This window comes from Nonomuraea sp. NPDC049709 (assembly GCF_040674815.1).
In the GTDB taxonomy this organism is placed as follows: domain Bacteria; phylum Actinomycetota; class Actinomycetes; order Streptosporangiales; family Streptosporangiaceae; genus Nonomuraea.
Genome location: NZ_JBFANM010000022.1, coordinates 140730 through 162471 on the forward strand (window position 1 = coordinate 140730; position 21742 = coordinate 162471).

A 21742-nucleotide genomic window follows, 5' to 3' on the forward strand; every position below is an offset into this window, starting at 1 on the left:
CAGCATGGCCATCGATTTCACCCTCGCCCCGGAGCACGAGGAGATCCGCAAGCGGGTCCGCACCTTCATCCAGGGCACCGTCGTTCCGGCCATGGAGGACCTGAAGGAGGGCGACCGCGACGAGTACCTCCGGGCGATCTTCCAGCTCCGTTCCCTGGCCAAGGCGGAGGGCCTGTGGCTGCCGCACATGCCGAAGGAGTGGGGTGGCATGGGCTTGGGTCACGTGGAGCTGGCCATGGTGCAGTCGGAGGCGGCCAAGACCCGCATCGGCCCGTGGGTGCTCAACTGCCAGGCTCCCGACGAGGGCAACATGCACACCCTGCTGCACTGGGCGAGCGACGAGCAGAAGGAGAGGTACCTTCGCCCGCTGCTCGACGGGGTGCAGATGTCCTGCTTCGCCATGACCGAGCCGGAGGTGGCCGGGTCCGACCCCACGCTGATCCGTACCGAGGCGGTCCAGGACGGCGACGAGTGGGTGATCAACGGCCACAAGTGGTTCATCTCCAACGCCCGGCGGGCCAACTTCGCCATCCTCATCGCCAGGACGGAGCAGGACGTACCGGAGGGGTCGCGCGGCGCCAACACGGCCTTCCTCGTGGACCTTCCCAACCCGGGCTGGAACGACGTACGCGAGGTGGAGACCATGCACGGCTCCACCGGCCACAGCGAGATCGTCATCAAGGACCTGCGCCTGCCCGACAGCGCCATCCTCGGCGGGCGGGGCAACGGCCACCGCCTGGGCCAGTACCGTCTGGGCCCGGCCCGCCTCGCCCACTGCATGCGCTGGATCTCACAGGCGGAAACGGCGCTGGACATGATGGTCGACCGCGCACTCAAGCGCTACAGCCACGGCTCCCTGCTGGCGGAGAAGCAGGGCATCCAGTGGATGATCGCCGACTCGGCCATGGAGCTCTACCAGTGCAAGCTGATGGTCCTGCACGCCGCCTCCAAGATCGACAAGGGCGATGACTTCCGTACGGAGGTGTCGATGGCCAAGCACTTCGTGGCCAACAGCCTCAACCGGATCATCGACCGCGCGATCCAGGTGCACGGGGCCCTGGGCTACTCGACGGACACGCCGCTGGCGAACATGTTCCAGCACGCCCGCTGGGCCCGCTTCGCCGACGGCGCCGACGAGATCCACCAGATGCGCATCGCGGAGCGCACGATCGCCGCCTACCAGGCCACCGGCTCCACCAGCACCGCCACCGGCGACCTCCCCCTGTAACCCCAGACCCCCGCCCCTCCGGCAACGGAACCGCTCACATCCCCCCACTCACCTGCATGGCGCCCGGCCTTCACCGAGAAGCCCGGGCGCCGCGCACGAGGCACACCATGGGCGCGCTCCACATCCGCCTGAATTGGCCCCCGCCCCGCCCCCGCCCCGCCCCCGCCCCACCCCCGGTCCGGCCCCACCTCGGCCCCACCTCGGCCCCACGTCGGCCCCACCTCGGCCCCACCTCGGCTCCGCCCCGGCCCGTCTCGACCCCGGCCCGTCTCGACCCCGCCCCATCTCGACCCCGCCCCATCTCGGTCCCGTCCCGGCCCCGTGCCAACCCAGCCCGTCCCAACCCAGCCCCGGCCCGACCACTCCGAGGCCGGGAATCCTTCGCCTCAGACGGTCACCCGAGGCGTGGGCAACGGCACGATCTCCCGCTCGTAGTAGGCCCGGAAGTCCTCACCACCGGCGAACATCTTGTCGAGCTCCCCCCGGCAGGCCGCGATCACCTCGCGATCGTCGATCCGCCGCGCCCCGCTGTGCGCCCCCGCTTCGTCATACGTCACCTCGTACATGACCGCAGTCCCGAGCACGACCAGCTCCGGCAGTCGCCGCCCCACCTCAAGCTCGGCCACTTCACCGGCATCAAGCACCCGCACCTGCTCGACGGCCGCGACCTTCAGCGCCAGAACATGCATCTCCCACTGCAAATAGGGCGTGACCGGCTGCTCAACGATCCGAATTCTCCTGCGGACGAATTTCTCAGCCGGCCGTTCCCGAATCCCCGTCGCCCCCGTCGCATCGCACTCGCCGTCGATCAGCTTCAGCGACCGATTCCAGTCGCCCTCCATCATGGCGACCCAGCTGGGCTCCCCCGCCTCCCGGAAGCTCTGGATCCGTTCGAGCTTCCAGAACACATCATCGATCTCCCGGAAATTCGGCCAGAAGTCATCGAGATACTCATCCGCACTCAGCAAGTCGCCCGGAATCTCACGAATGCGCTCAAGCATGAGGAATATCCCTTTTAGCCGCAAGCAGCGCGTTCCGCAGAACAACTACCAGACATTCAGTCGTGGGCCGGTGAACACATCCGACGGCAACCGCTACTCATACTCGCTGGTCAACTCCCTACCTATCACCATGAAGTCCCCGTTGTCGAGTTCCCGCAGATCAGACCGGGCGGGTCGGCCCCGGGCAACCCCCGGGCCCAAGGACCAATTCCCACCCATCCGACCTCCCCTCTCCACTACTCACTCCAATCCCCCGGCACCGGCCCCGCCCGCATGGGCCTGCCATTCGACTCGGCAGCGACCGGCTCGGGTCGTCGGGCGCCGGGGACCCGGCCGGTGGGTCAGGTAGCGGTGCAGGACCGGGTGCCAGCGGTTGGCGGGCAGGTCACGGAGGGCGGCGACCGCGAGGCAGTATTTGCTCACCGTCACCGGCCGCACCCCCAGCCCGCGCAGCACCTTGTCGATCACCGCCTTCCCGTCCACCGACTTCGACTCCAGCAGGACCAGGTCCTCGCGAGCCGCGGTGCTGCGTTGCCCGTCGCGGCAGAGCAGCCCGGTGTCGCACGTGAGCCGGGCCGCGCCGGATCGGTCGATGAGCGTGACCCGTTTGTAGTCGGTGGCCAGCACCGGCTCCATCGTCTCGGGCGCGATGAGACGCAGCTCGCTGAGCAGCGTGTCGCGGACGAAGTCCAGCGCCTCCCTGGTGAGCGTCCGGCTCGGCACGCCGTCGTACGGGATGCGGTGTTTGTCCGTGGAGCCCCGCGCACCGTTGAGCTTGAGCTCCAGCCACTGGCCGCCCCCATCGAGGTAGGTCCGGGTGCGCAGCTTGAACCGGCGCCGCCGGTCCTGCCGATGCTGGTGGTAGGTGAGCAGGTCAGAGGTGTCGAAGTAGGTGGAGGTGTAGCGGAACTGCCGCCGCCCGTCGATCCGCAACGCGCAGAACCGGTCGCCCAGCTCCGCCGCGAGTCTCGCCATGGTCGAGGCGGTCACGATGTATTTGCAGTCGACCCGGCTCATCAGCTCCGGCACGTCCTCGAGCCCGATGGCGGGGAGCGCGGCGGCGACTCCGGCGAGCAGCGCATCCGCGTACGGTTCAGCCATCCTGCCCCTCCAGCGATACCACGCCCACCCGACCCGGCCTCGACCATCGCCCCACCCGCTCGGCCCTCCGCCCCCTCACCCGACCGGCCGTCGGCCCCCGACCCGCCCTCGACCCCCGCCCCGCCCGACACACCGTTGCCACCGCTGCCTCCACCCTCTCCATCCGATTCATCCGGCAAGCCACCACCGAACGCACCCCCACCCAGCGGTCCGGCGTCACCGCACGCCCACCCTCGGGTTGGGGGCCACGTAGCGGACGTCCACGACCGTCACGTCGCGTACGTAGTCGACCTGGGTGACCACGCAGTGCAGCACCCGCGCCCGCAGCCGGCTCTCCAGATCCACCCGCAGCAGCTCCGGATCGGCGTGTACGACATCCAGCGTCACCACCTGATGGCGCGTGCGGCCGAGCAGACCGGGATGGTCTGCGATGTACATCACCACCAGCAGCACCCCGTTGAGCAGGAGAGCGGTCAGCGGCCACGATCCGGCGATGCCGTTGACCAGGCCCAGCACGATCGCGATGAAGTAGTAGGCGATCTCCTGCTGCGTGATCTCGCTCGACCGGAGCCGGATGATGGAGAGCACGCCGAACAGCCCGAACCCGACGGCGATGTCGACCCGCTGGACCAGCAGCAGCGACACGACCGCGAAGATGCCCACGTTCAGCGCGACGTAGGCGAACAGCAGGTCGCGCCGATGATGCCGCCGATAGTAGAGACCGTAGGCGAGGACGATGATCGCCACGAGGTCCATCACAAGCCCGGCTACCAAGACCGCTCCTTCCGTCGGTGCCTTGATGAACAGCTTGGCGGCGTACGGTGAAGCGGCGGTGAGCTGATGATTAGGCGACTCTCATCCGGTAGCCCGTGCCCCGGACGGTCTCGATCCGGTCTGCCCCGATCTTGCGTCGCAGGTAGCGCACGTAGACGTCCACCACGTTGGAGCCGGGGTCGAAGTCGAACCCCCACACGTGGCTGAGCAGCTGCTCCCGGGTCAGCACCTGGTCAGGATGGCGGCAGAAGATCTCCGCGAGCGCGAACTCCCTGGTGGACAGGTCGACCGCCCGCTCCCCCACATAAACCCGCCGGGTGCGCAGATCAAGCGACAAATCGGACACCCGCAGCACCGTCACCTCGGGCGTACGCTCGGCCCGCAAGCGCAACCGCACCCGCGCCAGGAGCTCCTCGAAGGCGAAGGGCTTGGCGATGTAGTCGTCGGCCCCGCCCTCCAGCCCGGCCACCGTGTCGGTCACGCTGTCACGCGCGGTCAGGATGATCACAGGGATGCTCACCATGGCGCCTCGCAGCCGCCGCAACACCGTGAACCCGTCGCTCAACGGCAACCCGATATCCAGGATGAGCAGATCGAACCCGCCCGAGCTGGCCAGGTCGTAGGCCGCCACCCCGTCGCCCACGACGGCCGTCACGAAGCCGTTGGCCCGCAGCCCCTTCTCCACGAAGGAAGCGATCCTGGATTCGTCCTCGGCGATCAGAATCCGGTTCAATGCAGCCTCCACAGCTCCCACAGCGGAAGAGACATGACAAAACACGCCCCGCCGCCCGGGGCCTCGGTCACTTTCACGTTGCCTCCATGAGCTTGGGCGATGGATCTGACAATGGCCAACCCAAGACCGGCGCCGTCGTGGGCGCCGGTGCGCCCGGCACCGCGGACGAACCGTCCGAAGATCCGCTCGCGCTCCGCCGGCGCGACGCCGGGACCGCTGTCGCGCACCCACAGCTCGACGCGCCCGTCGCGGACGGCGGAGCCGACGGCGATCAGGTCGTCGTCGGCGGTGTGGCGCACGGCGTTGGCCACGAGCTGCATGAGCGCCTGCGTGAGCCGGTGCCGGTCGGCCGGCAGGCGCGCCTCGGCCACCTCGTCGACCCGCCACCGGCGCTCGCCGAGCGCCCGGGCCTTGGCGACCACGCTGACCGTGAGGTCGGCCAGCTCGACGTGGTCGAGCGCCAGGAACCCCGGCTGCTCGGCCTTGGCGAGGGTGAGGAGGTCGTCGACGATGCGGTTCATCCGCTCCAGCTCGTCGGTGACCAGGGCGAGGGTCTCGGCGCGGTCGTCGGGGTCGTCGCCCATGAGCTCCAGGTGGCCCCGGATGACGGTGATCGGCGTGCGCAGCTCGTGCCCGGCGTCGTCCATGAAGTGCCGCTGCACGACGAAAGCCTGCTCGAGCCGGTCGAGCATGTGGTTGAACGTCCCCGCGAGCGCGGCCACGTCGTCGTCGCCCGGCACGTCGAGCCGGCGGGTCAGGTCGGAGGAGTCACTGATCTGCTCGGCGGTCTGCCGGACCAGCCGGACCGGCGCCAGCACCTGCCCCGCCACGAGCCATCCGGCCACCCCCGCCAGGCCCATGGCCGCCAGCGCGGACAGCCCGAGCACCCGCACCGCGTCCACGATCTCGTCGCGGTGCTGGTCGTAGAAGATGGCCACGACGAAATGCCCGCGGCGGTTGTCGCCGGCCACGGAGACCGGGATCACCGCGTATTGGACCGTTCCCTGGGTGGTCTCCATCTCGTCGCGGATGACCCGGGTCGCCGTGGCCATCCGCCCGACCAGCTCCTCGTCGGTGTCGAGGCGGACCGGCGGCAGCTTGAAGGGGACCTTGTCCGCCCTCCCGTCGATGATGCTGAAGAAGGTCTCCCGCTGATCGGGAGCGTTGAGCGCCAGGTATTTCGTCAGCAGCTCCTGGACGCCGGTCACCGTGCTCCCGGTCTTCGGGTCGAGCGCGGAGTCGGCGTAGTTGCGGAGCTTCTGGACCTCGTTGCCCAGCTCGGCCGTCATGCGATCGTCGAGCCGCGCGAGCAGGATGGTCCAGGTCGCGAAGATCGCGACTGACAGGGCGAGGCCGACAACGGCGAGCATCCAGCCCACGATCCGGGCTCGGGCGCTCACCCGCATCTGGCCTCCCCATCAGTCGTCGCCGTCATCGTCGCCACCACCATCATCGTCGTCATCGTCGCCGCCGCCACCCGGCCTCGGGGAAGGCGGCTCGACCGGCTCGGCCTTGGACTTGCGCGACGTGGGCCGCTCGCTCGCGCCCGGCTCCGCGCTCCCGCCGGGCTCGGCGCCCGGGCTCCCGGTCGGCGAACCGGCCTTGGACGTCGGCTCCCCGGCCCGCCCGGAGGGCACGGCCGAGGCCGGGGACGACGGTGACGGCGAGACCACCACGGGCTCGCCCAGATCAGGATTCTGACCCGCCGCCCGCACCAGCCCCATCGACATGACGCCCGCCACTGCCACCCCCAGGGCGAGGAGGATCATCGTTCCCCGATGTTTCATGAGCTCGACCCTGACGCCCTTCGAGGAGACCACGCTGAGGCCCAGATGAGAAACCTCTCATCTAAGTGCGGCCCACCGCAGTAGAATCTTGTTCTATATCCGGCCCGGGAGGAGCACGCATGCGAGTACGGGACAAGGTCGTCGTCGTCACGGGCGGGGCAAGCGGGATCGGCCGCGCGCTGGCCCTCAGGTTCGCCGCGGAGGGGGCGTCCGGTGTGGTCGTCGCCGACCTCGACGAGGCGGGCGCCGCCGCGGTGGCCAAGGAGATCGGCGCCCGGGCGACCCCCGTACGCGTGGACGTCTCCTCGGAGGCGGAGGTGGCCACCCTCGCCGAGACCCCGTACGGCCCGGTCGACCTGTTCTGCTCCAACGCCGGCATCATCGGCGGTCACGGCCTGGACGCCCCCGACCAGGAGTGGAACAGCCTGTACGCGGTGAACCTCATGGCCCACGTGTACGCCGCCCGCGCCGTCGTCCCCTCCATGGTCGCCCGGGGCGGCGGCTACCTCCTCAACACCTGCTCGGCCGCCGGTCTGATCGGCTGCCCCGGCGACGCGCCGTACGCGGTGACGAAGGCGGCTGCGGTCGCGTTCGCCGAGTGGCTGGCCATCCACTACGCCTCCAAGGGCATCAAGGTCAGCGTCCTGTGCCCGCAGGGCGTGCGTACGGCGATGCTCGAACGCGGCATCGACACCGACCACGTGACCGCCAGGGCGGTGCACGCCTCGGGGGCGATCCTGGACCCGGCGGACGTGGCGACGGCGGTCGTCGAGGGCCTGGCCGCGGAGCGTTTCCACATCCTCCCGCACCCGGAGGTCGCGGAGTTCGCCCGCCGCAAGTCCGAGGACCCCGACCGGTGGCTGGCCGGCATGTCGCAGTTCGTCGACTCCCTGTCGGAAACCTGAGGCCGCGAACATCCCTGCCGGAGGCCCGAGGCCGCGAACATCCCCTGCCGGAGGCCCAAGGTCATGAACGTCCCCTATCGGAGGTCTGAAGCCATGAACATCGCTGACGGAGGCATGAGGTCATGAACACAGCAGCGGCCCGCCGGGCCTGGCGCCGCCTGGAGCCCGTGCACGGCATGATCTATTTCGTCCCGGAGGCTTCCAGCCGCTTCACCAAGCTCGGCCTAACCGGCATGTCCGGATATTTCACCTCCCGCAGCGCCCCCTTCGGCCGCGCCTCAGCCGAGCTGGTCATCGCCACGTTCTACAACTTCTGCCCGGCCCTCGTACGCCAGTCACTCCAGGACGCCTGGACCATCGTCACCCCGGAGCAGGTCCTCCAGGCCCGCTACGAAGCGGCCGAGGAAGCGCTGCGCCGGGCGGGCCTGCACGAGCTCCCCGATCTCGACCAGACCCTCGCCCTGGCCCGCCGCGCCGCCGAAGCGGCCTGCCTGCACCCCCAGGGCCGCCCCCTCTTCGCCGCCCACGCCACCCTCCCCTGGCCGGACGAGCCGCTCATGCAGCTGTGGCACGCCCAGACCCTGCTGCGCGAGTTCCGCGGCGACGGCCACGTGGCCATGCTCCTCGCCGAGGGCGTGACCGGCCTCGAAGCCCTCGTCCTGCACGCCGCCTCCGGCACCGTCCCCACCCCCTTCCTCAAGATCAGCCGAGCCTGGCCCGAGGAGGACTGGGCGGCCACGGAAGCCGGCCTCCGCGACCGCGGCCTCCTGGACGGCGACACCCTCACCGAGGCGGGCCAGGCCCTGCGCCGGCACATCGAGGACCGCACGGACGCCCTGGCGATGCCGGCGTACGAGACGCTGGGCGAGGACGGCTGCGAACGCCTCGCCGAACTGGCCCGTCCCTTCGGCCGCCGGGTCGTCGACGCGGGCCTGCTCAGCCTCAGCTGACCGGCGCGATCCCGGGAACGCCGGACCGAGGCGGGCTTCGTCAGCCGACCGGAGCGACACCGGCGAACGCCGGGACGAGGCGGGCTTCGAGTGCCGGGGGCAGGGCATTGAGCGCGGCCCTGATCCGCTCGGCTCCGGCCGCGCCGAAGCGCCTGCGGTGTTTGAGCGCGAGTTGCGCGGCCCTGCCCTGGACGGGGTACGACTCGTGGCCGAAGGCCGAGGCCAGGGCCGGAGCCAGGTCGTCCGCGAGCGCCGGCGACTCGCGTACCGTCTCGTCGAACCACGTGAGACCGGCGCGCACCAGCTTGGTCTCGGCCCTGAACAGCAGCCCTTCGAGCGCCTCCGTGACCTCGGCGGGATCGTGGCCGCCGAGGCGGCGGAGGTGGTGGAGGGCGAGGTCGGCCACCGGGCCCGGCGCCACGGGCAGGAGCCGCACGTAGTCGCGGCGGCGGCGCTCCACCTCCGCCGCGGTCGGCGCGAGCAGCTCGTGCAGGCGCGCGAAGAAGCGGAGGTCCTGCGCTGTGCCGCCGCGCAGGAAGCGGCGGACGCAACCGTCGAGGATCTCCTCCCGGTCAAGGCCCCCGAGCAGCTTCAGCCAGCCCGTGGGCGGAGCCGCGCGCTCGTGCCGCAGCGCGCGCCCGACCCCCTCGGCCTCGAAGAGGCGGGGCACCAGGGCGGGCATGAGGGGATCGGACGAGGCGGCGGCTCCGCCGGAGACCCACGCCACCACCAGCGGATCGTGCGGGGGCGGGGCGGCGGCCGTGTGGCGGAGCAGCGCGAGGGCGAGAGGGGCCCCGGGATCGCGCGGGCCCCGGAGCCTGCCGGCCAGGCGGACGGCGAGGTCCGCCTGCCAGGCGGCGGGCCGGTGGCCGAGGAGGCGCACCATCGGCGCCGGGTCCCCGAAGCCGGCGGCCGGCAGGTGGCGATGCTCGGTCAGGAGGTCACGGCGGGTCACCCAGGCGGCCACGGCGGCGGCCGTGCCCAGCGTGCCCGCCCCCGCCAGGCGCGTCAGCTCGGCCCACTGCTCCCAGGGCTCGAGCGACAGCTCCTCCCAGCCGTCCTCGTCCCACAGCGACGCCCGCCCGGCCTCGGCCCGGGCGCGCAGGACGGGGAGGTGACCGCGGAGCTCCGCGGCCACGAATCCGCGGTCGGCGGGGCTCAAGGTGACCAGCCGGTCGATGAGGTCGTCGGCGTCACCCGCGTGGATGAGGCGGCGGATCTCGTGCCAGGCGGTCATTCTCGGCTCCTCCGACGTCGTTGTGGAAAGAACTGTAGGGGTCCGCCACGACAAACGATCAAGAACCTCTGATGAGCCGTTTGAGGTATGAGGCACCGGTTACGTACCAGGCTGATGAGCCTGTGGGAGTACATCGAGGACAGGTGGGATCTCATCGTCTTCGAGGCGGTCCAGCACGCCGCCATGGTCGCCCAATGCGTCCTGGTGGCGGCGCTGCTCGGCGTGCTCGCGGGCGTGCTCACCTACCGCCGCCCGAAAGTGGCGAACCTGGCGACGGCGAGCGCGGGGGTCCTGTTCACGGTCCCGTCGCTGGCCATGCTGGGGCTGCTCATCCCCCTGCTCGGGCTCGGCGTGGCGCCGAGCGTGACCGCCATCGTGCTGTACGCGCTGCTCCCGATCGTCCGCAACACCGTCGTCGGCCTCCAGAGCGTGGACCCCATGCTGGTGGACGCCGCGCGCGGCCTCGGCATGAGCCGCCGCCGGGCGCTGACCAGGGTCGAGCTGCCGCTGGCCTGGCCGGTGATCCTCACGGGCATCCGCGTCGCCACGCAGCTCTCCATGGGCATCGGCGCCGTCGCCGCGTACGTCTCCGGCCCGGGTCTGGGCGAGCAGATCTTCTCCGGGCTGGCCCGGCTCGGCGGCGCGAACGCCGTCAACTCCACACTGACCGGGACGATCGGGGTGGCGATCCTCGCGCTCGCCTTCGACGCCTGCTTCGTGCTGCTCGGACGGCTCACGACCACTCGGGAACGTCAGGCCGCGGGAGGCGCGCGTGGCTGACCGGCCCACCGGCGGCGTGCCGATCGAGCTGCGGAAGGTGACCAAGGCGTTCCCGGGGGGCGAGGCCCCGGCCGTGCAGGAGCTTGACCTGCACATCCCGGCAGGCGAGATCGTGGTCCTGCTCGGCCCCTCCGGGTGCGGCAAGACCACCACCATGCGCATGATCAACCGCCTGATCGAGCCCACCTCGGGCGACATCCTCATCGGCGGCCAGAACTCCCGGGACATCGACCCCGACCGGTTGCGGCGGCACATCGGGTACGTCATCCAGCAGGCCGGCCTGTTCCCCCACATGACCGTGGCCGCCAACATCGCCCAGGTGCCGAGGATGCTCGGCTGGGACAAGCGGCGGATCGCCGAGCGCGTCACCGAGCTGCTCACGCTGGTGGGCCTGGAGCCGGACACGTTCCGCGACAGCTTCCCGCGCCGCCTCTCCGGCGGGCAGCAGCAGCGCGTCGGCGTGGCCAGGGCGCTGGCCGCCGACCCTCCCGTCCTGCTCATGGACGAGCCGTTCGGCGCCCTCGACCCCATCAGCCGCGAACGCCTCCAGGACGAGCTCCTGCGCCTCCAGGACGACCTGGCCAAGACGATCGTCTTCGTCACCCACGACGTGGACGAAGCCCTCAAGATCGGCGACCACATCGCGATCATGCAGCGCCCCGGGCACGTCGTGCAGTACGCCAGACCGGCCGAGATCCTCACGAACCCGGCGAGCGAGTACGTCGAGCAGTTCCTCGGCGCCGGCTCCTCCATGCGCCTGCTGCGCCTGACCAAGGTGGGCGACATCGAGCTGGACCAGGTGCCGTACGCCTCCGAGGACGCCGACGCGCACGAGCTGCTCCACGAGGTCGAGCGCGACGGCCGCGGCTACGCGCTGATCACCGACGGGATGCGCCGCCCGCTCAGGTGGATCGCCCTGGCCGACCTCCATGGGCGCATCGGCCGGGTGGGCACGGTCGGCGACCCCGTCACCGCCTCCATCGGGCACCGGATGACGCTGCAGGACGCCCTGGAGGCGCTGCTCAACGCCGACACCGACATCGTGCCGGTGGTGGGCCGGCGGCAGGCGTACGCTGGGGCGCTGTCGCTGGGCACGGTGCAGAGCGCGATCCAGTCGATCAAGGCCCACGAGCGCGAGCGCCGCCTGCGGAGAGGCGATGCCACGTGACCGTCGAGAGCGCGGCCGCCAAGGAGGCGGCGACGCCGGAGCCCCGGATCGGCCGGTCGTGGCACGCGTTCCTGCCCCCGCTGTGCTATCTGGCCGTGGGCGTCGCGATGGTGGCCTACACGCAGGTCGTGCCGCTCGACAGCATCGAGCGCGGTTCGCTCGGCCTGCCGTTCATCCTCCGGCGCACGTGGGAGCACGTTGAGCTGGTGTCCTACTCGACCGTGCTGGTGCTGGCGGTGGCGCTGCCACTGGGCGTGCTGCTCACCCGGCGCGGGCTGCGCCGGGTGACGCCGATCGTGCTGTCGCTGGTGAACCTGGGTCAGGCCATCCCGTCGGTGGGGCTGGTCGTGCTGCTGGCCGTGCTGTTCCGGATCGGGTTCTGGACGGCGGTGGCGGCGCTGTTCGCGTACGGGCTGCTGCCGACGCTGCGCAACACGATGGTGGGGATCGAGCAGGTGGACCCGCGGCTGGTCGACGCCGGCCGGGGCATCGGCATGTCGGCGGCCGGCGTGCTGTTCCGGGTGGAGCTGCCGATGGCGGCGCCGGTCATCATGTCGGGCGTACGGACCACGCTGGTGCTGAACGTGGGCACGGCGGGCGTCGCGGCGTTCATCGGCGCGGGCGGGCTCGGCGACCTGATCACCGCGGGCGTGAGCACCCAGCGCAACCTGGTCCTGGTCACCGGGTGCGTGCTGATGGCGGTGCTGGCGCTGCTCATCGACTGGCTGGGCGGGCTCGCGCAGCGGCTCCTCGCGCCGAAGGGGCTGTCGTGAGGGCTCTCACGGCCGTGCTGTTCCTGCTCACCGTCGCCGCGTGCGGGCTGCGGCCCGCGTCGTCGTTCGTGCCGCCGGTCGAGCCGGGCAGCATCCGCCCGGTGCCCTCGCTCCAGGGCACGACGGTGCGGGTGACGTCCAAGGAGTTCACCGAGCAGCTGGTGCTCGGCAAGATCGCGGTGCTCGCCCTCACCGCCGCCGGGGCGGACGTGGCCGACCAGACGAACGTCCAGGGCAGCGTGAACGCCCGCGCCTCGCTGACGCGCGGCGACGCCGACCTGATGTGGGAGTACACCGGCACCGGCTGGATCACCTACCTCGGCCAGGGCGACCCGGTGCCGGGGGCGGAGCGGCAGTTCGAGGCCGTACGCGACCTCGACCTGCGCAGGAACGGCATCGTCTGGCTGCCCCCGGCCCCGCTGAACAACAGCTACTCGATCGGCGTCACGCGCGCCACGGCCGGCCGATGGGGCCTGACGAAGATCTCGGACATGACCAGAATCCCCGTGGACCAGCGGACGTACTGCGTCGACCACGAGACCTTCGGCCGGGACGACGGCTTCCTCGGCATGCTCAGGGGCTACGGCCTGGAGTACGGCAAGGACGTCCCCAGGGGGAACGTGCGGCGGGTCTCGGTCGGCGTCCTGTACGACTCCGTCGCCCGCGGCCAGTGTGCCATGGGCATGGTCACCACGACCGACGGCCGCGTCAAGGCCCTCGACCTGGTCCTGCTGGAGGACGACAGGCGCTTCTTCCCGCAGTACAACGCAGCCGTGACCCTGCGGCGCGAGCTGGCCGACGCGCACCCGGAGATCGCACGCATCTTCGCTCCCATCAGCGCCAGGCTGACCGACGACGTGATGCGCGACCTCAACGCCAAGGTGGACGTGGACGGCGACGTGCCGGTGCTGGTGGCCCGCGACTGGCTGAGGTCACAGGGCTTCGTGAAGTAGGCGATCCGCTGGCGTTAGCCATACCCGAACACGGGCAGGCCGCTGTTCATGTCGGAAACACCACCACCCCAGACCCAGCCGTACCCGGGTCGTACCGGCGAGATGGCGCCGGAGCCGCGTGACGAGATGCGCGGTTACGTGGGCCGTGACCTGCTGAGCGGCAGGAAGGCCCTCATCACCGGCGGCGACTCGGGCATCGGCCGGGCGGTCGCCGTGGCCTTCGCCAAGGAGGGGGCGGACGTCGCGATCGCGTACCTGAGCGAGCACGAGGACGCCGCCCACACCCGCAAGCTGGTCGAGGAGACCGGCCGGCGCTGCGTGCTGCTGCCCGGCGACCTGGCCGACGGCGCCCACTGCGCGTCGGTCGTCGAGCAGACCGTCGCGGAGCTGGGCGGCCTGGACGTGCTGGTGAACAACGTCGCCTACCAGGCGCCGGTGAGCGGCCTGGAGGAGTTGACCGACGAGCAGTGGGAGCGCACGTTCGCGGTCAACATCCACAGCTACTACCGCGTCACCAAGGCGGCCCTCCCGCACCTGCGGGAGGGCTCCGCGATCGTCAACACCTCCTCGATCAACGGCCTGCGCGGCAACAAGTCGCTCATCGACTACGCCGCCACGAAGGGCGCCATCAACGCCTTCACCTACTCCATGGCCCAGAACCTGGTCGAGCGCGGCATCCGGGTCAACGCCGTGGCGCCGGGGCCGGTGTGGACGCCGCTCATCCCGGCCACGATGCCCGAGGAGAAGGTGGGCAAGTTCGGCGAGCACGTGCCGATGGGGCGGCCCGCCGACCCGGACGAGATCGCCCCTTCGTACGTGTTCTTCGCCTCCGGGCGCATGTCGTCGTACTACACCGGCGAGGTGCTGGCCCCGGTCGGCGGGGAGACTTTGCCGGGCTGATCGACGTAGACGGTGCCGCCGCGCTGCCTGAACTCGGCCGACTTCTCCGCGAAGCCCGCCTCCCGGATGTCGTGGCTGATCCGCATCGAGCAGAACTTGGGCCCGCACATCGAGCAGAAGTGCGCGGTCTTGGCAGGCGCGGCGGGCAGCGTCTCGTCGTGGAAGGACCGTGCCGTGTCGGGGTCGAGCGAGAGGTCGAACTGGTCCTCCCAGCGGAACTCGAACCGCGCGTCCGACAGCGCGTCGTCCCACGCCTGCGCCTGCGGGTGTCCCTTGGCCAGGTCGGCGGCGTGGGCGGCGATCTTGTACGTGATCACGCCGGTCTTGACGTCGTCCTTGTCCGGCAGGCCGAGGTGCTCCTTGGGGGTGACGTAGCAGAGCATGGCGGTGCCGAACCAGCCGATCATGGCCGCCCCGATGCCCGAGGTGATGTGGTCGTAACCGGGGGCGATGTCCGTCACCAGCGGGCCCAAGGTGTAGAAGGGCGCGTCGTCGCAGAGCTCGCGCTGCAGGTCCACGTTCTCCTTGATCTTGTGCATGGGCACGTGCCCGGGGCCTTCGATCATCACCTGGACGTCGTGCTCACGCGCGATCGCGGTCAGCTCCCCGAGCGTGCGCAGCTCGGCGAACTGGGCCTCGTCGTTGGCGTCGGCGATCGAGCCGGGCCTGAGCCCGTCGCCGAGCGAGAACGACACGTCGTAGCGGGCCAGGATTTCGCACATCTCGGCAAAGTTCTCGTACAGGAAGCTCTCGCGGTGGTGCGCCAGGCACCAGGCGGCCATGATCGAGCCCCCGCGCGAGACGATCCCGGTCTTGCGGCGGGCGGTGAGCGGCACGAACTCCAGCCGCACCCCCGCGTGCACGGTCACGTAGTCGACGCCCTGCTCGCACTGCTCGACCAGCGTGTCGCGGTAGACCTCCCACGACAGCGCCTCCGGCCGGCCCTTGACCTTCTCCAGCGCCTGGTAGATGGGCACGGTGCCGACCGGGACGGGCGAGTTGCGCAGGATCCACTCGCGCGTCTCGTGGATGTCGTCGCCGGTGGACAGGTCCATGATCGTGTCGGCGCCCCAGCGCGTGGCCCAGGTCATCTTCTCGACCTCCTCCTCGATGGAGGAGGTCACGGCGGAGTTGCCGATGTTGGCGTTGATCTTCACCAGGAAGTTGCGGCCGATGATCATCGGCTCGGACTCGGGGTGGTTGACGTTCGCGGGGATGATGGCCCGGCCCGCCGCGACCTCCTGCCGGACGAACTCGGGGGTGACGCCCTCGCGCACGGCCACGAACTCCATCTCCCTGGTCACCAGCCCGCGCCGGGCACAGGCGACCTGCGTGACCGGCTCGCCCGCCGCCCCGCGCTCGCGGATCCACCCCTCACGCAGGCGCGGCAGCCCCTGCCGGAGGTCGGGCCGGAAGGACGGGTCGGTGTACGGGCCCGAGGTGTCGTACAGCGTCACCGCCGAGCCGTCGGACAGTCGCACCTCGCGCATCGGCACGCGCAGGTCGCCGCGGTAGATCTTGGTGAAGCGCGCGTCAGTCATCGCGCAAACTCCCTTCGCCGGCATTACCCGGAGCAGGTTCTGGCGGTCGGCGGCTGTCAGCCGTCCTCTCAGCCCGGTCTCCACCGGGCTCCCGCGTTGGACGGCGAAGATCGTACCCAGATGTGCCCCCGGCCCAAACCCGCGCGGCGAGGTTTGACGAGCGCCCTCGGCGGTAGGCTCCCCATCAGGGGAAACATGAAGAGAATCGCCGCTGTCGCAGGACTACTCGTCGTGATGGCCGCGTCCGGCGCCACCGCCGCCGCCGGGGACGGCATGGATCAGCACGAAGTAAGCCAGGAACAGTACGACACCCTGATCGCCCAGTGCCGCTACGCCGACACCGGGAAGGCGAAATGCCGGGCCGCGGTCAGAGAGATGTACCGCGTCGGCAGAACCGACAGAGGCCTCGACTGCCGTTCCTACTCCGGCGTGACCGTCTGCGGCACGCTCCGGCTCAGCAGGTCCGAACGCGCGTGCGTCCGTGACTCGGAGGCCCAGGGGCTGCCGTTCCGCCGCGCCGAGGTGGAATGCTACGCGCTGTCCTGAGGGGGCTGGGTCGTGATCATCGTAGGGGTGGACGGCTCCCGCACCGGCCTTGAGGCGGCCGGCTGGGCCGCGGCCGAGGCGGAGCTTCGCCAGGCGCCGCTGACCATCGCGCACGCCGTGCCGAAGTGGGTGTGCGAGCAGGGTGCCGTCCGCTACGCGGAGGTGGCCCGGTGGATGCGCGACGGCGCGAACACGGTGCTCACCTCGGCTGAGGAGCGGGCCCGCCGGGAGTGGCCGCAGGTGCGGGTGGAGGGCGTCCTGCTGCCCGGCGATCCCCGCTCCGCCCTGGTCAAGGCATCCGAGGGGGCCGAGCTGCTGGTCGTCGGCAGCCGCGGGATCGGGGGCGTCCGGGGGTTGCTGGTCGGGTCGGTCGCGTACGGGGTGTCCGCGCACGCGCGTACGAACGTCGTACTGATCCACGGGCGCCCCGACACCCCGCGCGGCGAGATCGTGGCCGGGACCGACGGCTCGCCCGGCGCCGGGCGGGCACTGGAGTTCGCCTTCCACGAGGCCGAGCTGCGCGGCGCCCGGCTGCACGCCGTACAGGCGTGGGCCTGGCCGCACGTGAGCGGCTTCGAGCCGGCCGACCGGGAGAGCGAGCAGGACACGCTGCGGAGGTTGAAGGAGTCGCTGACCGCGCACCGGGAGCGGCATCCCGGGGTGGACGTGGTGGCGGAGGTCGTCCACGGGCACCCCATGGAGGTGCTCAAGGAGGCCGCTTCCGGCGCCGACCTGCTCGTGGTCGGCTCGCGCGGGCACGGCCAGCTCGCGGGCATGCTCATCGGCTCGATCAGCCAGGCCCTGCTCCACCACGCCCCCTGCCCCCTGGCCGTGGTCCGCGCCTGAAAGTTACATGTATCGCCCCAGGTCACGCCCTCGCGATGATCGTCTCCCTTTCCGCCGCGAGCCCGCGCTCCTACGATCTGCGCAGGCTACGACGGGAGAGCAGACGATGCCCAAGACCGGCGCCGCGCTGGCCGCGATGCTGGCCCTGGCCGCCGCGGTGTTATTCGCCACCACCGCATCGGCCGGCGCCGCCGCCACCAGGATCATGCCCCTGGGCGACTCGATCACCGGATCCCCCGGCTGCTGGCGGGCCCTGCTCTGGAACCGCCTCCAGAGCGCCGGCCACACGAACGTCGACTTCGTCGGCACCCTCCCGCCCCAGGGCTGCGGGGTCGCGCACGACGGCGACAACGAGGGCCACGGCGGCTACCTCGCCACCAACATCGCCAACCAGAACCTGCTGCCCGGCTGGCTCTCCGCCACCCGACCCGACGTCGTGCTGATACACCTGGGCACCAACGACGTGTGGAGCAACATCGCGCCGGCGACGATCCTCGGCTCGTTCACCACGCTCGTCAACCAGATGCGGGCGAGCAACCCCGGCATGAAGATCCTCGTCGCCAAGATCATCCCGATGAACCCGTCCTCCTGCGCGGACTGCGCCCAGCGGGCCGTGAACTTCAACAACGCCATCCCCGCCTGGGCCGCGGCCACCAGCACCGCGCAGTCGCCGATCACGGTGGTGGACCAGTGGACGGGCTTCAGCACGGCCACCGACACCTACGACGGGGTGCACCCGAACGCCGCGGGCGACCAGAAGATGTCCGACAAGTGGTACCCGCCCCTGGTCGAGGCCCTGTCCGGCACCGCCACGCCCACCGTCACCACCACGACCCCGCCGCCGCCCGGCGGCTGCACGGCCACGTACAAGAACACCGGTCAGTGGCAGGGCGGCTTCCAGGGCGAGGTCACCGTCAGGAACACCGGCACCACGCCGATGAACGCGTGGACGGTGGCGTGGACGTTCGCCGACGGTCAGCAGGTCAGCCAGCTCTGGGGCGGCGCGCTGAGCGCGAGCGGCTCCTCGGTGACGGTACGCAACGCGGGCTGGAACGGCCTGCTGGCGCCCGGGGCCTCCACCGCGTTCGGCTTCCTGGCCTCCTGGAACGGCACCAACACGGCCCCCACGCCTAGTTGCTCAGCGTGATGGCCGCCATCCGGGGCGCCGCCAGCCGCACGTAGTCGTCAGTCGCCAGCGCCACGGAGCGGTCGAGCCGGGCGGCGTTGAAGTACAGCTCGGGCCGGTTCAGCAGCGAGGGATCGGCGACCAGCTCGAGCCGGGGGTCGTAGCTGAACGGCAGCACGGTCCCGCTCACGCTCCCGGCCAGCTCCTCGGCCTTCTCCTTGCCGGCGAAGGCCACGTACGTGCCGTCGAGCAGCGCCTTGACCGCCTGCAGGTCGAGCCGGGCATCGCCGGGCACGACGGCGAGCACGTGCCGGGTCTGCTTCTTGCCGACCTTGACCATCACGATCAGGCACTTGGCGGCCTGCGCGACGTGGTGCCCCCGCAACGCGCTGACCAGCTCCGTACGTCCCTCGGGCGCGTGGTCGATCACCCGGTAGCGCGCCCCGGCGGCGTCCATGTCGGCGATCAGGCGCTCGTAGGCGGCGTTCGGCTCACCAGTCACTGCTCAACAACTCCTTAGCGGCGGCGATCCGGCCCTCGTCGCGCTGGTAGAACACCCACTGCTTGATCTTGCGGCCGCGGATCAACCCCGCCTTGGCCAGCACCTTGAGATGCTCGCCGCAGGTGGGCTGGCTCACGCCGAGCTTGTCGGCGATGAACAGCGAACAGACCCCGTCGCGTACGAGATCGCCGTCGCGCTGAGGCGGGAAGTGCCGCTCGGGGTCGCGCAACCACTCCAGGATCAGCAGCCTCTTGTCATTGGCCAGCGCCTTGACCAGGTCGACGTCCAGCACAAAGGCATTATGGCAATTAGCTAATTACCTGTCTACCCGGCGGCCGGGGCGGCGGTCACTTGGCGGCCGGGGCAGCGGTCACTTGGCGGCCGTCACCACGGGAGCCCCCTCGCTGGCCTGCACCAGCACGAACCCCTGCCCCCTGAACGCCAGCTGCATGGCCTCCCCGCTCCCCCGCCCGATCAACGCCCCCACCTTCATCGTCCGGTTGACGCCGATCTCCAGCCCGGCGCTCCAGCAGACCGCCGACTGACCATCGGCGAACGTCGGCATGCGAGCCGCGTCGAGCAGCACCGGCGTGCCATGCGTGGTCACCGCCACCCACCCCGTCCCGGTGACCGTGGTGTTGAACAGCCCGCCGGCCGCGACCCCCGCGCCCTGGACGCGCTGGATGTCCCAGGAGAGCTGCGGCTGGAAGGCCAGCAGGTTGCGCCCGTTGACCGTGATGCCCTCGTTCTCCAGGTAGAACAGGTGGATGTCGTCGGCGTTGTCAGCGAGATAGAGCAGCCCCTGGCCGCGTACGCGCATGAGCGAGCCGCCCTCGCCCGTCATGGCCTTCTTGAACATCTTCCCGAGGCTGCCGGCGCCCTCGTAGTCGAAGTCCATCTGCCCCTGGAAGGCGACCATGGACCCCTGCTTGGCCAGCACCTCGTGGGGCAACTGGACGCGGAGCATCTTCCCGTTCTCCAGGGCGAAGCCGGGGGGCAGTTGCTGGGGGTCGAGGTTGCCGAAGATCGAGCTGCGCACGTTTTCCAGCCTTTCGAGAGAGGTGATGCGGCCAGCGTACGGAACAACCCGCCCACACACGCACGCCCCAGGTCAGACTGCCATCACCCTCGAACACGCACGGTTAGCCCGTAAGCCCGCCGAGCCTCCTCAACCCACCCCATCCACGCACCCACCAGCTCAAGCACTGGCACCCACGGAGACAGGACGGAAACCCCACCAGCTCAGGGCCGGGAACCCTCCGCCAGATCCCGAACAACCTGAATCAACTCAGCAGGATCGAACGGCTTGGTCAGATAGGCATCCACCCCGATGCCCCGCCCCCGCATCTTGTCGTCGTCCTGAGCCCTGGCCGTGATGAGCACCACCTTGATGTGACTGGTGGCCTCCTCCGTCCGCAACCTCTGCGCGGTCGTCCACCCGTCCAGGAACGGCATCATCACATCAAGGGTGATGACGTCGGGCATGACGTCAAGCACCCGATCGAGGCAGTCCTGCCCATCCGTGGCGGTCACGACCTCGAACCCCTCCAGGTTCAGGTTCACCGCGATGAGCTGCCGGATGACCTCGTCGTCATCCACGACCAGTACCTTCCCAAGAACCTCACCCACGGGCGCAAAGTTACCTGTAGCGGGCTGGTCACGGGCGGTTTTCGCTGGATGCGTTCAAGGAGCTTTAATCTGGTGCCGAGTGGTGTCGAGATGCTGATAGCCTTATCACTCGTCGCCCCCTTAGCTCAGGGGATAGAGCACCGGCCTCCGGAGCCGGGTGCGTAGGTTCGAATCCTACAGGGGGCACGCAGAACAAGGGAAACATCATCGGTCGCCGATCCTCCTCCGGGAGGGTCGGCGATTTGCTTGTCAGAGCTTTGATCGCGGGCAAGTTGTCCTCCTTGACAGTGATGCGGATGAGCACCTCGTGGGTGTCCACGCGGTAGCGAAGTTCGAGGTTGAACGCGTCGAAGAGCTTGCGCTGCAGGTCCTCCCCAACAGTGCTGAGGTCAGCGGCGAGTCGCGAGAGCTCGTTGAGCAGCTCCGTATCCTCATCTGGCGGAGTGCTGGCGGCCAAGGTCTTAAGCTCTTCGAGCTTCGTCTTCCGGATGCGGGCGAGGTCGGCGTATCGGCGCTGAAGACGTTCGCGGAAGTCCTGGTCGATCTCCTCATCGCCGCTGGGGAGTTGCTCTTCGATCCGAGTCAGGACGTTGTCCTGACGTTTGCCTAGGTCAAGAATTTCCTTCTTGAGCAGGTCACCGCGGGTTTGACCTTCTGAGGGCTTCTTGGGGAGTTGTCGGCGCAGGGTCTCGACGTACGGGGCGCTGAAGACGCGGACGGCGAAGAACTCGTGCACCAGATCGAGTAGATCATCTTCGCGAACCCACAGGCTCTTGGGGTGGCTGGCATACCAGTCGCGACGATCCTTGTGGTGACGCATGTCGGGCTCGCACGCGTAGTACTGGGTGTTCCTGCGGCTCTTGCCGTGCATGCGCCTATCGCAGATGTCGCAGATGAGATACGAGCGGAGCTCGTACGTGCGGTTGGTCTGGGGGTGGCTGCTGGCGTCAGCTGCGGGCGCCGAGGTGGAGGCCGCCGCTGGCGTCGATGACCTGGCCGGTGATCCAGCGGCCGTCGTCGGAGGCGAGGAAGGCGACGGCGTCGGCGACGTCCTCGGCCCGGCCGAGGCGGTTGAGTGCGGTCTGGCCGGTGATGAGCTCCTCGACGCCCGGAGCCTCGAAGACGGGCACGTTGACGTCGGTCTTGGTGGCGCCGGGGGCGACGGCGTTGACCGTGATCCCCCGGATCCCCAGCGCACCGGCCAGGGTCAGGGTCATCGTCTCAAGAGCGCCTTTGCCCATGGCGAAGGAGGTCTGGCCGGG

25 protein-coding genes, 1 tRNA gene and 1 riboswitch are annotated in these 21742 nt (G+C 70.2%); of the genes, 13 read left to right on the plus strand and 13 right to left on the minus strand.

Annotation, left to right across the window (positions count from 1 at the left end; genetic code table 11):
- The first annotated feature begins 4 nt into the window (after nt 1–4).
- Nucleotides 5–1228: an acyl-CoA dehydrogenase family protein gene (locus tag AB0J69_RS23505; RefSeq protein WP_364120789.1), complete on the plus strand. Its 1224-nt coding sequence runs from the start codon at nt 5–7 to the stop codon at nt 1226–1228.
- Between the two features lie 386 nt (nt 1229–1614).
- Here AB0J69_RS23505 and AB0J69_RS23510 read toward each other — a convergent pair whose 3' ends face one another.
- The 6 genes from AB0J69_RS23510 to AB0J69_RS23535 form a co-directional block, all read right to left on the minus strand.
- Nucleotides 1615–2229 (minus strand): DUF6879 family protein, encoded by a 615-nt coding sequence (locus AB0J69_RS23510; RefSeq protein WP_364120792.1) that lies wholly within the window; start codon nt 2227–2229, stop codon nt 1615–1617.
- Between the two features lie 240 nt (nt 2230–2469).
- Complete coding sequence (locus AB0J69_RS23515) at nt 2470–3330, minus strand: polyphosphate polymerase domain-containing protein (protein ID WP_364120795.1); 861 nt, start codon at nt 3328–3330, stop codon at nt 2470–2472.
- A gap of 216 nt (nt 3331–3546) precedes the next feature.
- Nucleotides 3547–4086, minus strand: a complete 540-nt coding sequence (locus tag AB0J69_RS23520) for a DUF4956 domain-containing protein (protein ID WP_364120869.1) — start codon at nt 4084–4086, stop codon at nt 3547–3549.
- Nucleotides 4087–4174: 88 nt separating this feature from the next.
- On the minus strand, nt 4175–4837 hold the full coding sequence (locus AB0J69_RS23525; protein WP_364120798.1) for a response regulator transcription factor: 663 nt from the start codon (nt 4835–4837) through the stop codon (nt 4175–4177).
- Entirely contained in the window at nt 4834–6207 is a 1374-nt protein-coding gene (locus AB0J69_RS23530) for an ATP-binding protein (protein WP_364120801.1), read from the minus strand. Before AB0J69_RS23530 ends, AB0J69_RS23525 begins: the two co-directional genes overlap by 4 nt.
- A 48-nt stretch (nt 6208–6255) precedes the next feature.
- The gene (locus tag AB0J69_RS23535) at nt 6256–6624 is read right to left on the minus strand and encodes a hypothetical protein (RefSeq protein WP_364120804.1); all 369 of its coding nucleotides are present in this window, start codon (nt 6622–6624) and stop codon (nt 6256–6258) included.
- Between the two features lie 119 nt (nt 6625–6743).
- Here AB0J69_RS23535 and AB0J69_RS23540 point away from each other — a divergent pair, with 119 nt between their 5' ends.
- The gene (locus AB0J69_RS23540; protein ID WP_364120807.1) at nt 6744–7529 is read left to right on the plus strand and encodes an SDR family oxidoreductase; all 786 of its coding nucleotides are present in this window, start codon (nt 6744–6746) and stop codon (nt 7527–7529) included.
- A gap of 122 nt (nt 7530–7651) precedes the next feature.
- On the plus strand, nt 7652–8479 hold the full coding sequence (locus AB0J69_RS23545; protein ID WP_364120810.1) for a hypothetical protein: 828 nt from the start codon (nt 7652–7654) through the stop codon (nt 8477–8479).
- A gap of 40 nt (nt 8480–8519) precedes the next feature.
- Here AB0J69_RS23545 and AB0J69_RS23550 read toward each other — a convergent pair whose 3' ends face one another.
- Nucleotides 8520–9716 (minus strand): DUF6493 family protein, encoded by a 1197-nt coding sequence (locus AB0J69_RS23550; RefSeq protein ID WP_364120813.1) that lies wholly within the window; start codon nt 9714–9716, stop codon nt 8520–8522.
- A gap of 114 nt (nt 9717–9830) precedes the next feature.
- Here AB0J69_RS23550 and AB0J69_RS23555 point away from each other — a divergent pair, with 114 nt between their 5' ends.
- From AB0J69_RS23555 to AB0J69_RS23575, 5 genes are read left to right on the plus strand one after another with little or no spacing between them, the layout of a single operon-like run.
- Complete coding sequence (locus tag AB0J69_RS23555; RefSeq protein WP_364120871.1) at nt 9831–10496, plus strand: ABC transporter permease; 666 nt, start codon at nt 9831–9833, stop codon at nt 10494–10496.
- Nucleotides 10489–11664, plus strand: a complete 1176-nt coding sequence (locus AB0J69_RS23560) for an ABC transporter ATP-binding protein (protein ID WP_364120816.1) — start codon at nt 10489–10491, stop codon at nt 11662–11664. Before AB0J69_RS23555 ends, AB0J69_RS23560 begins: the two co-directional genes overlap by 8 nt.
- Nucleotides 11661–12437, plus strand: coding sequence for an ABC transporter permease (locus tag AB0J69_RS23565; RefSeq protein WP_364120818.1), 777 nt, complete (start codon nt 11661–11663; stop codon nt 12435–12437). The genes AB0J69_RS23560 and AB0J69_RS23565 overlap by 4 nt, the downstream gene beginning before the upstream one ends.
- Nucleotides 12434–13390: a glycine betaine ABC transporter substrate-binding protein gene (locus AB0J69_RS23570; protein ID WP_364120821.1), complete on the plus strand. Its 957-nt coding sequence runs from the start codon at nt 12434–12436 to the stop codon at nt 13388–13390. The genes AB0J69_RS23565 and AB0J69_RS23570 overlap by 4 nt, the downstream gene beginning before the upstream one ends.
- A 48-nt stretch (nt 13391–13438) precedes the next feature.
- The gene (locus AB0J69_RS23575; protein ID WP_364120824.1) at nt 13439–14290 is read left to right on the plus strand and encodes an SDR family oxidoreductase; all 852 of its coding nucleotides are present in this window, start codon (nt 13439–13441) and stop codon (nt 14288–14290) included.
- Here AB0J69_RS23575 and thiC read toward each other — a convergent pair.
- A complete protein-coding gene (thiC, locus tag AB0J69_RS23580; RefSeq protein ID WP_364120826.1) occupies nt 14239–15831 on the minus strand; it encodes a phosphomethylpyrimidine synthase ThiC in 1593 nt (530 codons plus the stop codon). The two genes, AB0J69_RS23575 and thiC, sit on opposite strands and share 52 nt — an antisense overlap.
- A riboswitch (TPP riboswitch) is annotated at nt 15824–15936 on the minus strand. (Overlaps the previous gene by 8 nt.)
- A gap of 90 nt (nt 15937–16026) precedes the next feature.
- Here thiC and AB0J69_RS23585 point away from each other — a divergent pair.
- The 3 genes from AB0J69_RS23585 (at nt 16027) to AB0J69_RS23595 (ending at nt 18370) form a co-directional block, all read left to right on the plus strand.
- Nucleotides 16027–16377 (plus strand): hypothetical protein, encoded by a 351-nt coding sequence (locus AB0J69_RS23585; protein ID WP_364120829.1) that lies wholly within the window; start codon nt 16027–16029, stop codon nt 16375–16377.
- Nucleotides 16378–16389: 12 nt separating this feature from the next.
- Entirely contained in the window at nt 16390–17223 is an 834-nt protein-coding gene (locus AB0J69_RS23590; RefSeq protein ID WP_364120831.1) for a universal stress protein, read from the plus strand.
- Between the two features lie 106 nt (nt 17224–17329).
- On the plus strand, nt 17330–18370 hold the full coding sequence (locus AB0J69_RS23595; protein WP_364120834.1) for a cellulose binding domain-containing protein: 1041 nt from the start codon (nt 17330–17332) through the stop codon (nt 18368–18370).
- Here AB0J69_RS23595 and AB0J69_RS23600 read toward each other — a convergent pair.
- The 4 genes from AB0J69_RS23600 to AB0J69_RS23615 form a co-directional block, all read right to left on the minus strand.
- Complete coding sequence (locus AB0J69_RS23600; RefSeq protein WP_364120837.1) at nt 18354–18851, minus strand: YbaK/prolyl-tRNA synthetase associated domain-containing protein; 498 nt, start codon at nt 18849–18851, stop codon at nt 18354–18356. The two genes, AB0J69_RS23595 and AB0J69_RS23600, sit on opposite strands and share 17 nt — an antisense overlap.
- Complete coding sequence (locus tag AB0J69_RS23605; RefSeq protein WP_364120839.1) at nt 18841–19143, minus strand: winged helix-turn-helix domain-containing protein; 303 nt, start codon at nt 19141–19143, stop codon at nt 18841–18843. Before AB0J69_RS23605 ends, AB0J69_RS23600 begins: the two co-directional genes overlap by 11 nt.
- 78 nt (nt 19144–19221) lie before the next feature.
- Nucleotides 19222–19890 (minus strand): AIM24 family protein, encoded by a 669-nt coding sequence (locus AB0J69_RS23610; RefSeq protein WP_364120841.1) that lies wholly within the window; start codon nt 19888–19890, stop codon nt 19222–19224.
- Nucleotides 19891–20093: 203 nt separating this feature from the next.
- On the minus strand, nt 20094–20480 hold the full coding sequence (locus AB0J69_RS23615; protein WP_364120843.1) for a response regulator: 387 nt from the start codon (nt 20478–20480) through the stop codon (nt 20094–20096).
- Nucleotides 20481–20594: 114 nt separating this feature from the next.
- On the opposite strand from AB0J69_RS23615, the gene AB0J69_RS23620 reads away from it, so the two are divergent.
- Nucleotides 20595–20666, plus strand: a tRNA-Arg gene (locus AB0J69_RS23620).
- Between the two features lie 121 nt (nt 20667–20787).
- A complete protein-coding gene (locus tag AB0J69_RS23625) occupies nt 20788–21090 on the plus strand; it encodes a hypothetical protein (protein WP_364120846.1) in 303 nt (100 codons plus the stop codon).
- Nucleotides 21091–21427: 337 nt separating this feature from the next.
- On the opposite strand, the gene AB0J69_RS23630 is transcribed toward AB0J69_RS23625, so the two are convergent.
- On the minus strand, nt 21428–21742 hold a 315-nt coding region (locus tag AB0J69_RS23630; protein WP_364120849.1), incomplete at its 5' end, for an SDR family oxidoreductase.